Consider the following 15141-nt stretch of genomic DNA (forward strand, 5'->3'; position numbering starts at 1 on the left):
ACTACTTTTTTTCACCACTACAACACCTATACAAGGGTAATATAACTATGTTTTGGGTTAATATTTCACATATTCTGTAAGCCTTGTGTTTATTGAGGATTCATCATTTTTTTGCCGTTTTATTTGTGATGTATGTTTTTTGTTGTGGCTGTTTTTGCCATTTAACTATAATTTAACTATAATTTTATAATCAAAATAATAAATACCTTATTCATGAGAAAACAAATCACATTATTACTCCTTTTACTTATAGGTTTTTGTGCTTCTGCGCAAACTATAGCAGTAAAGGGTGTTGTTAAAGATGCTAAAACGGGTGATCCATTGCCGGGAGTAAGTATATTAATTAAAGGAACAACAGTTGGAACTGAAACAGATTTTGATGGACTTTACAGTTTTGCCAAAGTGGAGGAAGGAGCAACTTTTGTATTTAATTATTTAGGATATGCTGCAAAAGAAGTTGTGGTAAATCAGCAAACATTAAATGTTTCTTTAGAAGAGTCTGCAGAGGCTTTAGATGAAATTGTTGTTGTTGGTTATGGTAAACAAAAAAGGAAAGATGTTACAGGTTCTGTATCTATTGTAGGAGAAAAAACTTTAGAAGCTTTAAAACCTATTGATGCAACAAGTGCATTACAAGGTACAACTTCTGGTGTTGCAGTTAATCTTTCATCTGGTGCACCTGGTGCAAAAGTAAATATCTTAATTAGAGGGGTTAGTTCTAATACAAACAACCAACCCTTAACAATTGTAGATGGTTATGAAGGTGATTTAAATAGTATAAACCCAAATGATATTGAATCTATTACTGTTTTAAAAGATGCACAAGCTGCTATTTACGGTATAAAAGGTGCAAATGGTGTTGTTTTGGTAACTACTAAAAGAGGTAAGAAAAATAAGCAAGCAACTGTAAAATATGATACATATGCTGCTTTTCAACAAACTACTAAAAAATTAGATTACTTAAATGCAACAGAATATGCTTTAGTTTTAAATGAAGCATACGCAGCAAGTGGACAAACTGTTCCTTTTAGTAATATTAGTGATTTAGGTGTAGGAACTAATTGGCAAGATGAACTTTTTAATGACGCAATGTTAGTAAACCATAATATTAGTTTATCTGGTGGTGGAGAAAATTTTAGATATTTTGTAAGTGCTTCTCGTACAGAACAAGATGGAATTATTGCAAAAGAAAAATCTAATTTTGTTAGAAATAATATTAAATTAAACCTAGGAGTTGATATTAGTGAGAAATTAAATTTTTCTTTAATAGCAAACTATTATACGAGTGCTTCAGAAGGTTTTGATGCTTCTCTTTTATTTAATGGTTTAAATTACGCTCCTACTTTTGGAGTAAATGAAGAGGATACAAATAACTTTTTAGGAATTGAAGTTGTAAATCCTTTATCATTATTAAACAACACATTTGGTGAAAATGAAGGTAACGGAATTGAAGGAAACTTTAAATTAGAATATAAACCAATTGAAGGTTTAAATGTAGTATCTCGTGTTGGTTATAAAATTTATAACGAAAAACAACGTTCTTTTACTCCAATTCAAAATTACGGAGCTAGTAAAGTGTATAATAAAACTCAAAGTTCTGTATATCAATATAAAACAACTTCAACAAGAGTTCTTTGGGAAACATTTGCCACTTATCAAAAAACATTTTCAGAAAACCACAATACTACCTTTACGTTAGGTACAAGTGTACAGAATGATTTGTTTGATGGTATTTATACTACTGGTTTTGATGTACCAAATAATTCTTATGAATTTGCAGACATTAGTTTAACAAATTCGCAAAGTGAACAAAGAAGTTTAAATACAGGGAATGGAGATATTAGGTTAACCTCTTTTTTTGGTAGAGCCCAGTATGATTATAAAGGGAAATATTTATTTTCTGGATTAATTAGAAGAGACGGTGCTTCTGTTTTTGCAGAAGATCAAAGAGTAGATAATTTTTGGTCTGTAACTACAGGTTGGAAAATTTCTGATGAAAACTTCTTAAAAGATAGCAAAACAATTAACTTTTTAAAATTAAGAGCAAGTTACGGTACTTTAGGAAACTTAGTTGGGGATAACTTATACAGATCTTTATTAGATGGTGAAGGTGAGTATGTGTTTAACGGAAGTTTAGTAGATGGTACTGCACAAGGTGCTTTGTCTAATCCTTCAGCAACTTGGGAAACCGCAGAGAAATTAGATATTGGTTTAGATATGAATCTATTTGATGATAAATTGACAATTGTTGCAGATTATTTTGAAGAAACAAGAAAAGATTTATTAATTGAAAACTTTCCAGTTTCTGGTTTATTAGGTTCTGGCGCAGCAGGAGGGGAAAACCCAACAGTAAACGCAGGTACTTCTAAAAATACAGGTGGAGAATTGGCAATTAACTACAAAGCCATTTCTAAAGAAGATTTTTCTTTAAATTTTGGATACAATGTTACCTATGTAAAAAACAAAGTAACAGACGTTTTAGACGACGCTATTGTAGAAGGAGGTGATTTTGGAATCGGTAATCTTCCTACATCAAGAATGGAAGTAGGACAACCAATTGGTTATTTCTTTGGCTTACAAACAGACGGAATTTTCCAAACACAAGCAGAAGTAGATGCACATCCTTCTCAAACAGGGCTAGGAGCAAGTGTTACTTCTCCTGGAGATATCAGATATAAAGATACAAATAACGATGGTGTTATAGACTTTGACGACCGTGTGAACATTGGTAATCCGCAAGCAGATTTCTATATGGGATTCAATATTTCTGCAAAATATAAAAATTGGGATTTTACTTCTTATTTATATGCAGAGCTAGGGAAAGACATGGTTAGAAATTTTGAACGGTTTTTACCAAATGTGAATAAGCCTGCTTATTACTTAGACAGATGGACGGGTGCAGGTACAAGCAACTCGGTACCTAGGTTAACTAACGATGCTACAAACAACAGACTGTTTTCAGATTTCTTTGTAGAAGATGCTTCTTTTTTACGTATGCAAAATATACAAATAGGATACACTTTTGCGCCAGATTTATTAGAAAAAGTAGGGCTGTCTAAATTAAGATTATATACTTCTATCAATAACTTATTTACGCTAACAGACTACACAGGTTACGATCCTTCTATTAATGACGGAGCAATAGGTGCTGGTATCGATTCTGGTAACTATCCTTCTGCTAGACAGTTTTTGTTAGGTTTAAATGTTGAATTTTAAAAAATAAAAGATGAGAAATTACAATCAAATAATAAAATTAGGATTCATCTTTATGGCAAGCTTGTTTATTTTTAGTGCTTGTTCAGATGAATACTTAGATAATGCAAAAGTTTATGCAGAAGATTCTGAATCTTTTTTCAATTCAGAAACTGATTATTATAATGCTTTAGTAGCAGCTTATGATCCTTTACAATCTACATTTAGAAATGTATTAATGGGAGAAATAGCTTCTAACAATACTTTGTGTGGTGGAGAAACAGCTACAGATGTTCCTGGATATCAGCAAATAGATGATATGACGCATACTCCTGTTAACGATCAACTTCAAGACCTTTGGAGTCTTATGTACGGTGGTGTTAATAGAGCTGCTTATATTATTGAGTTTAAAGATAAAACCGACTTTACGGGTAAAAATGTAATTCTTGCGGAAGCTTATTTCTTAAGAGCGTATTATAATTTTGAATTGGTAAAATGGTTTGGAGATATTCCTATTAAAGCAGACGGTCGTTTTGTTTTGGGTGATGAAAAAACAATACCAAGATCGTCAAAAGCAGATGTATATGCTTTAATTGAAGCAGACTTAGAATATGCAATTGCAAACATGACGTATACAGCGCCTCAAGTTGGTCGAGCAACAAAAGGTTCTGCACAAGCATTATTAGGAAAAGTATATTTATACCAAGACAAATTTGATGAAGCTGCAAGCATTTTAGAAAGTGTTATAAATAACGGAGGATATGTTTTAGAATCTGACTATAACAAAATTTTTGAATTTGACGGAGAAAATGGTACAGGTGCTGTTTTTGAAGTGCAATATACAGATACACAAGGTGCAAGTTTCGATTGTTTACAGTGTAGTGAAGGGAATGTTGCCGTTGGGTATCAGGGTGTAAGAGGATATGAAGGGAGTTTATTTACTTCTGGATTTAGCTTTAATGTACCAACTCAAGAAGTGGTGGATCAATTTGAAGATGGAGATAACAGAAAAGAGGTTGCTATTTTAGATATTGATGCATGGGCAGCTTCAACTGGAGCAAAATTTACTACAGGTTATGAGCATACAGGTTATTTTAATAGAAAATATCTTCCTAGAAAAAGAAGTGAAGAAGCAGCAGGAGATTTAAACTTAACAAACCCTAATAATTATAGAGCTATTCGTTTTGCAGATGTTTTATTAATGGCAGCAGAAGCTAATAATAGAAAGCCATCAGCAGATGATGCTAAAGCTAAAACGTATTTAAACAGAGTAAGAGAAAGAGCTTTTGGTGATGCAGATCATAATATTGTTACAACAGGTTCTAATTTAACAGCTGCAATTTATAAAGAGCGTAGAGTAGAATTAGTAGGAGAAGGTCATCAATTTTTCGACTTGGTAAGAACAGGTAGAGGGGCTCAAATACCAGGTTTTACAACGGGTAAAAATGAGGTTTTTCCAATTCCGATTGAAGAAATACAATTTTCACAAGGAAATTGGAAACAAAACGATAAATACTAATAATTATGAAGAAATTAAAAATAATATACAAAGCATTAGTAATACTTTTGATTATTAATGCTTGTTCAGAAGAAGATAGAAGTTTAGACTTCTTAGATAATGTAGCACCTCCATCTAATGTTGCTGCTAGTTATAATTTATCGCAAGATAATTCTGGTTTGGTTACTATTTTACCAACTGCGGTTGGGGCAACCTTTTTTGATGTTTATTTTGGAGATGCATCTGCAGAAGAAAAAGGTGTTGAAGCTGGTAAAATGGCGCAACATACCTATACGGAAGGAACGTATAATATTAAAGTGGTAGCTTATAATTCTAAAGGAGACGCAACAGAAGCAACACAAGAATTAGTAGTTTCTTTTAAAGCTCCAGAAAATTTAGAAGTTACTATAGAAAATGATATTGCAATCTCTAAACAATTAAATATTACTGCGAAAGCAGATTTTGCAGCTACTTACGATTTTTATTCAGGAGAAGCAGATGTAGCACAACCAGCAGCATCAGCTAATATTGGAGATGTCATAAATTATCAATACGCTACAGCAGGTACGTATACTGTAAAAGTAATAGCTAAAGGTGGTGCAATTGAAACAACAGAATATAACGGTGAGTTTGAAGTTACTGCTATTTTAGCACCTTTAAAATCAGCAAATACACAACCAGCAAGAGATGCTGCAGATGTTATTTCTATTTTTAGTGATACCTATACAAATGTTGCAGGTACAGATTTTAACCCGAATTGGAGCCAAACAACTGTTTATACTCCTTTTGAGTTAAATGGTGATGCTATGATTCAGTATAGTAATTTAAACTATCAAGGAATTCAAATTGGTGAAACACAAGATATTTCTGGTATGGAGTTTCTTCATTTAGATGTTTGGACTGCAGATGCTACAGAATTAGATACCTATTTAATTAGTGTTGCAAGCGGAGAAAAAATGATAAAAACAGCCTTAACAAAAGATGCTTGGACAACGATTAACATTCCTATTTCAGCATTTACAGAGCAAGGTTTATCAGTAGATGATATTCACCAATTCAAGTTTGAAGGTTCGGGGTCTGTGTTTATAGACAATCTTTATTTTTACAAAGCGAGTTCAGCGCCAGTTACTGGTGTAACTCCATTAACTTTTGAAACAGATTATGAATTAAGTTCTTTTGATGGTGGATCTGCTTCCGTTATTGCAAATCCAGATGCAAATGGAAATTCATCTTCTTCAGTTTTAGAACTTGCAAAAAATGCAGGTCAGCTTTGGGCAGGATCTAAAATTACAATTTCGTCAACATTTGATGTTTCTAATACAACAATTACTGCTAAAGTTTGGTCTCCAAGAGCAGGTTTAGATTTATTGTTAAAATTTGAAGATGCTACTCCATGGCCTAATACTGTGTCTTCAGCAGAAATTACAGCAACTACAACGGTAGCGAATGCTTGGGAAGAGTTAACGTTTGATTTTTCTGGAATAAGTACGAGTGTAGATTTTAATAATCTAGTTTTAATAATGGACAACGGTACGGAAGGAGATGGATCTGCTAACTACACTATTTACGTAGATGATATTTCTACAAGTCCTGTTTTAGATTTCGAACCAGAGTTTATATTAAGTTCTTTTGATGGTGGTGCAATTTCTGTAATTGCAAATCCAGACACAAACGGAAACGCATCTGCAATGGTTGCACAACTTGTAAAAAATGCAGGTCAACTTTGGGCAGGATCTAAAATTACAGTTCCTACACCATTTAGCTTTACAGCTGGAACAAGTATCAAAGTTAAAGTTTGGTCTCCAAGAGCAGGTTTAGATGTACTATTAAAATTTGAAGATGCTACTCCGTGGCCAAATACCGTGGCTTCAGCAGAAATTACAGCAACTACAACCACAGCGAATGCTTGGGAGGAGTTAACGTTTGATTTTTCTGGAATAAGTACTTCTGTAGACTTTACAAACCTGGTTTTAATAATGGATAATGGTACAGAAGGAGATGGTTCTGCTAATTATACTATTTATCTAGATGATATATCACAATTTTAAAATAATGATTATGAAAAAACTTAAAAATATTTATATAATCTTATTTTCTTTAATGACAGTCCTTTATGGATGTCAAGAGAATGAGTACGAATTCGGAGAAATTGTTTCTCCAACAGACATCGTAATAACGGCAGAAGTTGTAGGTGTAGATGCTAATAATCCTTACGGAGACGGAAGTGGTTCTGTAAATTTAACAGCAACTGCTGAGAATGCTTCTTCTTATGTATATTATTTTGATGGAGTTGCACAAGCTTCACCATCAGGAGTCTTAACAAAAAGGTTTTCTAAAGTAGGTGTAAATCTATATACCGTTGTTGTAAAAGCAAATGGTACAGGTGGCGTTTCATCAACAAAAACAATAGATGTAGAAGTTTATAGTTCTTTTTCTGATGTGGAGGCAGAAAACTTTTTAAGTGGTGCAAATGTAGGTGATAGTAAAAAATGGTATTGGCAAGCAGATGTTGCAGTACATGTAGGTATGGGACCAGCTACAGATGACTATGGGAATGGAGAGTTTGCATATGAGGCTTGGTGGAATGGAATTAAGGCCTGGGATGATGAAAAATCTTGTATGTATGATAATGAGTTTGTATTTACAAGAACTGCAAACGGACTTACTTTTGAGCAAACTGTTGGACCAGCTTTTATACCTGGTACTTATGGAGATTTAATAGGTGTAGATGGAGATCAATGTTATGATGAAACGGTAGCAACGACAATGTTTGGTGTAAAAACGGTTGCTTTTGGACCATCAACATCTAAAGCAGGAACAGAAGGATCGTATAATGATGAACCTTATAGAGGTACAGAATTCGAAATTGCAGATGGAGGATTTATGGGATGGTATGTAGGTGCTAGCACGTATGATATTATTTCGATTACTAATGATGAGATGATAGTTAGAATTATAGAAAATTCTGCTTCAGGAAGTGGTGCTGCTTGGTATCATAAATTTACATCAACAAAACCTGTAGAAGGCGCAACTACTCCAAATTATACTTTTAATGAATTAGTCTGGGAAGATGATTTTAATACAGATGGAGCCCCTAATGCTGCAAATTGGACCTATGATTTAGGTGCAGGTGGTTGGGGTAATGGAGAATTACAAACTTATACAGAAGCTGCAGAAAATGTGAAGGTAGAAGGTGGTTCTTTAATTATTACAGCTAAAGCTGATGGAAGTGATGGTTATACTTCTGCAAGATTAAAATCGCAAGGATTGTATCAATTTAAATATGGTAGAGTTGAGGTAAAAGCGAAGTTACCAGCTGCGGCAGGAACTTGGCCCGCAATTTGGATGTTGGGATCTAACTTTCCAACGGTAGGTTGGCCACAATGTGGAGAAATGGACATTATGGAGCAAACAGGTGCAGATAAAAATACCTCTTTAGGAACTTTACATTGGTTTGATGATGCTAGTTCTTCTAATGCAAGCTATGGTGAAACTACTGAGATTTCTAATGCAGCTTCAGAGTTTCATGTTTACGGTATGGAATGGACAGAAGAGTCTGTTAAAATTTATTTAGATGATGTTATGTTTTATGAAATGACAAACAGTGAAACATTGCCATTTAATGCAGATTTCTTTTTAATTCTTAATGTAGCCGTTGGAGGTACTCTTGGTGGAGATGTAGCAGATACATTTACAGAAGATACCATGGAAATAGATTATGTAAAAGTGTATCAATAATATTTTTTGGTTTATTTAATAAGGTCAGTTTATTAAGTGGCTGACCTTATTTTTTCTTCTCTTTAGTTTGATGATACATTAAAAACTTACGCATTAAAGTTGATATTTATGAAATACATTTTCTTACCAATAATCCTACTTTTTTTTACTTTAAACTCTTGTGATAACAAGACAGATAAAGTTGCTGTTTTAAAGAATGAACAAGGAATGAAATTAGTTGTAAATGGAGAAGCTTTTATAATTAATGGAATGAATTGGGATTATTTTCCTATTGGAACAAATTTCGCTTATAGTTTGTGGGAGCAACCAGAAGCGTTTATAAAAACGGCATTAGATTCAGAAATGACTTTGTTGAAAGACATGGGCGTTAATACTATTCGTGTCTATACAGGAATTCAGCCAGAATGGATTACGTATATCTATGAAAATTATGGCATTTATACCATGTTAAACCACTCTTTTGGTAGATACGGAGTTGCTATAAATGGTAACTGGGAATCAGAAACAGATTACAGAAATGCAGATGCACAACAGAGCTTATTAAAAGAAGTTGGTGAAATGGCAGCTACTTACAAAAACACTCCTGGATTATTATTATTCCTTTTGGGTAACGAAAATAACTTCGGACTTTTTTGGGCAGGATCGGAAACAGAAGATTTTCCTGAAGGCGAAACCGAAAAGAAAGAAATAGGAGAGTTAAGAGGTAGGGCAATGTATAGATTGATGAACGAGGCGGCAATTCAAATGAAAAAGATAGCTATAAATCACCCAGTTGCTATTTGTAATGGAGACGATTTATATATAGATATTATTGCAGAAGAATGTAAAGACGTAGATATTTATGGAACAAATATGTATCGAGGAAAATCTTTTGGAGACGCTTTTGATAACGTGAAAAATACATTGAATATGCCCATATTATTCACAGAATTTGGAGCAGATGCTTTTAACTCAATTACCCAGAAAGAAGATCAAAAAATGCAAGCCTATTATATGGTAGAAAATTGGAAAGAGATTTATGAAAATGTGGCGGGTTTAGGAAAAGCAGAAAATGCTATTGGAGGTTTTACTTTTCAATTTAGTGATGGCTGGTGGAAAGATGGCCAAACTACAGGCTTAAATATTCATGATAATCATGCTTCTTGGTCTAATGCAGGCTATGCAATAGATTATGAAAAAGGAGCAAATAACATGAATGAAGAATGGTTTGGTATCTGTGCAAAAGGATTAACAGATAAAAATGGTTTTTACACATTATCACCTAGGGCAGCTTATTTTGCTTTACAAAAAGCACATGAATTAAATCCATATGCAAAAGGAATGACAACCGATTTGATTTCGGAGCATTTTAAAGAAATAAAATTTTAACGAAGCTTCAAGCGCTTCTTCTTGCAGGGTTTCTAAACCTGTAGGTATATAATATAAAATTCTACAAGGTTGAAAAGTACCTTGTGGAATCAATAAATAACAACCTCTTTAAATGAATTATAAGAGGTTCAAAAAATAATTTTGATGACAAAAAAGACTATTTTTTTAGGAAATAATAAAGCAGCGTTTAAAGCGCAAGAGGTAAAAGGAGAAATGATGAACTTCGAAAACGAAGTGTATTATAAAATTTCGAATAGCAATGAAATGAGACCTTTTTTTATGAGTATTGTTTCAGACTCTAACCATTGGATGTTTATTTCTAGTAATGGAGGTTTGTCTGCAGGAAGAAAAAATAGTGAGTATTCACTTTTTCCTTATTATACAGATGATAAAATTACAGAGTCTGCAGATATAACAGGGAGTAAATCTATTTTTCAAGTTACTAAAAATGACAAAACGTATGTTTGGGAACCTTTTTCTCAACGCCAAATTGGATTATATCAAACAAAACAAAACTTGTATAAAAACAGTTTTGGTAATAAAGTTATTTTCGAAGAAATTAATGAAGATTTAGGTCTTACTTTTAGATATCAATGGAGTTCTTCTGATCAATTTGGGTTTGTAAAAAAATCGACTTTAATTAATAATTCACCAGAAAAAATTGAAGTTACTTTTTTAGATGGTTTGCAAAATATTATTCCTTCGGATGTAACTACAGATTTGCAAAACTCTTATAGTAATTTAGTAGACGCCTATAAAAAGAGCGAATTACAAAAAGAAGTTGGTTTAGGTGTTTATGCTTTAAGTGCAATTATTGTCGATAAAGCAGAACCAAGTGAAGCTTTAAAAGCAAATATTGTTTGGTCTTTAGGGATCGAAAATCCTACGTATTTATTGTCATCATTACAATTAAATAATTTTAGAAGAGGTCTAGAATTACAACAAGAGGTAGATGTAAAAGCAGAAAAAGGAGCTTATTTTATTAGTTCTGATATCGCCTTAGAAGCTAATGAATCTAAAGAATGGCGTTTTATTGCAAACGTAAATCAAACAATTGGTGATATTCAAAAAGTTTCTAAAGCAATAAAAGAAGATAAAAATTTATTAGAAATTATTACTAAAGATATTGAGTTAGGTACAAAAAACTTAATTGCTTTAACTGGCGCAGCAGATGGTTTACAAGTAACCGATGATGCTTTGGTAAACACAAGACATTTTGCAAATACGCTTTTCAATTTAATGAGAGGTGGTACTTTTGATGATGATTATAAAATTGAAAAAGAAGATTTTATAAAATATATTAGTAAGGCAAATAAAAAGGTTTTAAAACTTAAAGAGGATGTTTTAAATGATTTACCAGAATTATTTACTTTAAAAGTAATTATTGCTATTGCTGAGAAAGATGAAGATAAAAACTTTAAAAGACTTTGTTTTGAGTATTTACCATTAAAGTTTAGTAGAAGACATGGAGACCCAAGTAGACCTTGGAACAAGTTTTCTATCAACACAAAAAATGAAATAGACGGGTCTAAAATTTTAGATTATGAAGGGAACTGGCGAGATATTTTCCAAAACTGGGAAACATTAGCACATTCTTATCCAGAGTTTATAGAAAGTATGATTCATAAGTTTTTGAATGCCACTACTTTTGATGGTTACAATCCTTATAGAGTTACTAAAGATGGTTTCGATTGGGAAGTTATCGAAGAAAATGACCCTTGGTCTTACATTGGTTATTGGGGAGATCATCAGATAATTTACTTATTAAAATTCTTAGAATTTATAGAAAACCATTATCCAAATCAATTAGAAAAACGTTTTTCTGAAGCTATTTTTGTCTATGCAAATGTGCCTTATAGAATTAAGAAATATGAAGATATTTTAAAAAATCCAAAAGATACTATTGATTTTGATTTTGAAGAACAAGAAAATATAGAACAAAGAAGAGAAAGGTTAGGTGCTGATGGTGCTTTATTAAGAGATGAAAACTACTTTATTTATAAAGTAAATTTAATAGAGAAATTATTAGCGACTGTTTTAGCAAAAGTATCTAATTTTATTCCTGAAGGTGGAATTTGGATGAACACGCAAAGACCAGAATGGAATGACGCAAACAACGCTTTGGTTGGTAACGGTGTTTCTATGGTAACACTTAACTACCTAAATCGTTTTATTAATTTCTTCGAAAAAGTAGTTGTAAAATCAACAGCAGAAGAAGTTGCCATTTCTTCAGAATTAGCAACATTTTTTAATGAAGTTGTAACTACTTTTAATCAAAATAAAAATATTTTATCAAGAAAATTTTCTGATGCAGAAAGAAAAACTGTTTTAGATGGTTTAGGTGAAGCTGGAAGTAAATTTAGAACTTCAATTTATGAAAACGGATTTTCTAGTGATAAAATTATTCTTAAAAAAGCAGCTCTTTTAGACTTTTTTACTATTACAAAAGAGTATTTAGATCATACCATAAAAGCAAATAAACGTACAGATAATTTATATCATTCTTATAATTTAATGACCATAGAAAACGATACAGAAGTGTCTGTTTCTTATTTGTCTGAAATGTTAGAAGGGCAAGTTGCTGTTTTAAGTGCTGGCTATTTATCGTCAAAAGAAGCTTTAAAAGTTTTAGACGGAATGAAAGCAAGTGCGCTGTTTAGAGAAGATCAATACAGTTATATTTTATATCCGAATAAAGAATTAGCTCGTTTTGATGAAAAGAATATAATTCCGAAATCTTCGGTAGAAAACTCTGAGTTGTTATTAAAATTAATCACAGATAACAATACGCAAATCATTAATAAAGATGTTTTGGGTACCTATCATTTCAATGCCAATTTTAACAACGCAAATAGTTTAAAAGCAACTTTTGAGGATTTACCAGAAGCATACGCTGATTTAGTTGAAAAAGAAGGACAATTATTAGCAACTATTTTCGAAGAGGTTTTTAACCACAAAGCATTTACAGGTCGTTCAGGAACATTTTTTGGCTATGAAGGGTTAGGTTCTATTTATTGGCACATGGTTTCTAAATTGTTATTAGCAGTGCAAGAAAATTGCTTATTAGCAATAAAAAATAATGAAGATGAGGTTCTTATTGGTGCGTTATTAGATCATTATTATGAAATTCAGGCAGGAATTGGAGTGCACAAATCACCAGAATTATATGGTGCATTTCCTACAGATCCATATTCACATACACCAGGCGGAAAAGGAGCACAGCAACCAGGAATGACTGGTCAGGTTAAAGAAGATGTTTTAAGTAGAATAGGTGAGTTAGGTGTTTTTGTAAAAGAAGGAAAAATCAACTTTAATCCAAGGTTATTAAGAGCAAGTGAGTTTGTAGAAACTCCTAAAACTTTTAAATATAACGCAATTAACAAAGAAGCAAAATTGATTGATTTAGAAAAAGGTTCGCTTTGTTTTACGTATTGTCAAGTGCCTGTTATTTATAAAAATACAGGTAAAGAAAGTGTCACCATCTTTTTTGTGAATGGAGAACAAGAAAACTCAGAAAGCTTAACTCTTAACAGTGCTATTTCTAAAATGATGTTCGAAAGAACAGGAGAAATAGATCACATAGAGGTTTCAGTAAAAAAGTAAATGATACAACTCAGCTGTAAGGTTTTTGCTTTACAGTTGGTGGAGTATTCGTAAAATATAGTAAGGAATGAACATATTTAATATCAAAAGGAAAATGAAAAATTATACTGGAAAAATGAATATGCAATCTGATATTCTAAATATTGGAGGGTTATGGTTTTTATTTATATCCATAATTTTTGTTAGCTGCTCACCAAAAAGTGCTTATGAAAATTATGTGTCAGATGTTTATCAAACATCACAAGCTGGTGACAACCTTAAATTACTATCAAGTGATGAAGTTAAAACACCTGCTACAGAAGTAAAAAAAGTAACATTACAGCTTTTTCCTAATGAAGAATATCAAAAGTATTATGGTTTTGGTGCTTCTTTTACTGAATCTTCAGCATGGAATTTAGCTACCATACCAGTCGATGCTCGTAAAAAAGTTTTAGCCAAACTTTTTAGTCCAACAGAAGGTGCTGGATTTACGCTTACACGAACGCACATTAACAGTAGTGATTATTCAAACAATCATTACACTTACGTAGAAGAGGGAGATGAAGATCTTTCAACTTTTAGTATCCATGAAGATATGAAAGGATTTTCTGGAGAGGAAAACGATCAGGTTCGTGGCATTGAACTTATAGATCCAAATTATGATCTTATTCCAATGATTTTAGAAGCAGCTAGTATTCCTGGTGCAGATTTTAAGATTATTGCTTCGCCTTGGAGTCCTCCATCTTGGATGAAATCAGGAGAAACTTCTAAAATGACTAATGGTAGTTTACTACCGGAATATTATGGCCTTTGGGCTGAATATATGTCTAAATATGTAACTGCATATAAAGAACAAGGTATTACTCTTTGGGGGCTTACGCCACAGAATGAACCATTACATGCGCATGATGCACAATGGGATAGTAATGGATTTACGCCAGAACAAGGGAGAGACTTTTTGAGAGATCATTTGGGGCCTCAATTGGTTAAAGATGGTCATCTTAATCTTGATGATTTAGATGCTGGATTGCACGTATTGATTTATGACCATAATAAGTCTACAATGAATGACTATGTTGCAAAAACGTATGAAGATCCAGAAGCATCTAAATATGCTTGGGGAACTGCTTTTCATTGGTATACAAATTCAGAGTTAAAAGAGAATAATTGGTATGCAAAAGAATTAGCAGAATTACAGAAGAATTGGCCAAACAAAGGGATGATTCATACCGAATCTAGTATAGATATTGATGCCAATGATCCAATTGGTCAATATTGGAGATCAAGTACAGATTATGCAGGTACTTTTGTGCCTTTCGAAACGTATGCAAACGATATTATAACAGATTTAAACCACGGAACTCAAGGATATATTGAGTGGTGTAGCATTCTTAGTAATAAAGGACAACCAAATCCTTACGATAATTTTAATAGCGCACCAGTACTTATCAATCCTGTTACTGACGAAGTAATTTACACGCCTTTATATTATTTATTGAGTCATTTTAGTAAGTTCATTCGCCCAGATGCACACAGAATCGGTGTAAAAGGTGAAGCAGTAGATGGGGTAATATATACAGCTGCAAAAAATACAGATGGTTCTATTGCTGTGGTTGTTTTTAACCAAAATGAAAAAGCTCATGAAGTATCGATTGTTTTAGAAACTAAGACTTTTACAACGAAAATAGCACCTAGAGCTGTTCAAACGATTCATTTACGTAATAAGTAAAAAAAATCAAAATGTATGCTTAAGCTGAGATATA

General features: G+C 32.6%; 7 protein-coding genes. All 7 read left to right on the forward strand.

Annotated features, from left to right (window positions below; all coding sequences use genetic code 11):
* The first annotated feature begins 213 nt into the window (after positions 1 to 213).
* The 7 genes from WHD08_RS00500 to WHD08_RS00530 all read left to right on the forward strand — a co-directional run bounded on the left by WHD08_RS00500 (position 214) and on the right by WHD08_RS00530 (position 15107).
* On the forward strand, positions 214 to 3216 hold the full coding sequence (locus WHD08_RS00500; RefSeq protein WP_208889666.1) for a SusC/RagA family TonB-linked outer membrane protein: 3003 nt from the start codon (positions 214 to 216) through the stop codon (positions 3214 to 3216).
* A 10-nt stretch (positions 3217 to 3226) separates the two neighbouring features.
* Complete coding sequence (locus tag WHD08_RS00505; RefSeq protein WP_208889665.1) at positions 3227 to 4711, forward strand: RagB/SusD family nutrient uptake outer membrane protein; 1485 nt, start codon at positions 3227 to 3229, stop codon at positions 4709 to 4711.
* 5 nt (positions 4712 to 4716) lie between these two features.
* Positions 4717 to 6738 carry a PKD domain protein gene (locus tag WHD08_RS00510; RefSeq protein WP_208889664.1) on the forward strand — a complete coding sequence of 674 codons (2022 nt, stop codon included), beginning with the start codon at positions 4717 to 4719 and terminating at the stop codon, positions 6736 to 6738.
* A gap of 10 nt (positions 6739 to 6748) precedes the next feature.
* Positions 6749 to 8428: a family 16 glycosylhydrolase gene (locus WHD08_RS00515; protein WP_208889663.1), complete on the forward strand. Its 1680-nt coding sequence runs from the start codon at positions 6749 to 6751 to the stop codon at positions 8426 to 8428.
* A gap of 108 nt (positions 8429 to 8536) precedes the next feature.
* Complete coding sequence (locus WHD08_RS00520; protein ID WP_208889662.1) at positions 8537 to 9796, forward strand: glycoside hydrolase family 2 TIM barrel-domain containing protein; 1260 nt, start codon at positions 8537 to 8539, stop codon at positions 9794 to 9796.
* A gap of 144 nt (positions 9797 to 9940) precedes the next feature.
* Positions 9941 to 13399 (forward strand): hypothetical protein, encoded by a 3459-nt coding sequence (locus WHD08_RS00525; RefSeq protein WP_208889661.1) that lies wholly within the window; start codon positions 9941 to 9943, stop codon positions 13397 to 13399.
* Between the two features lie 94 nt (positions 13400 to 13493).
* Positions 13494 to 15107 carry a glycoside hydrolase family 30 protein gene (locus WHD08_RS00530; protein WP_208889660.1) on the forward strand — a complete coding sequence of 538 codons (1614 nt, stop codon included), beginning with the start codon at positions 13494 to 13496 and terminating at the stop codon, positions 15105 to 15107.
* Positions 15108 to 15141: the final 34 nt, after the last annotated feature.

Origin of the sequence: Polaribacter sejongensis (assembly GCF_038024065.1) — a bacterium.
Taxonomy (GTDB): Bacteria; Bacteroidota; Bacteroidia; order Flavobacteriales; family Flavobacteriaceae; genus Polaribacter; species Polaribacter sejongensis.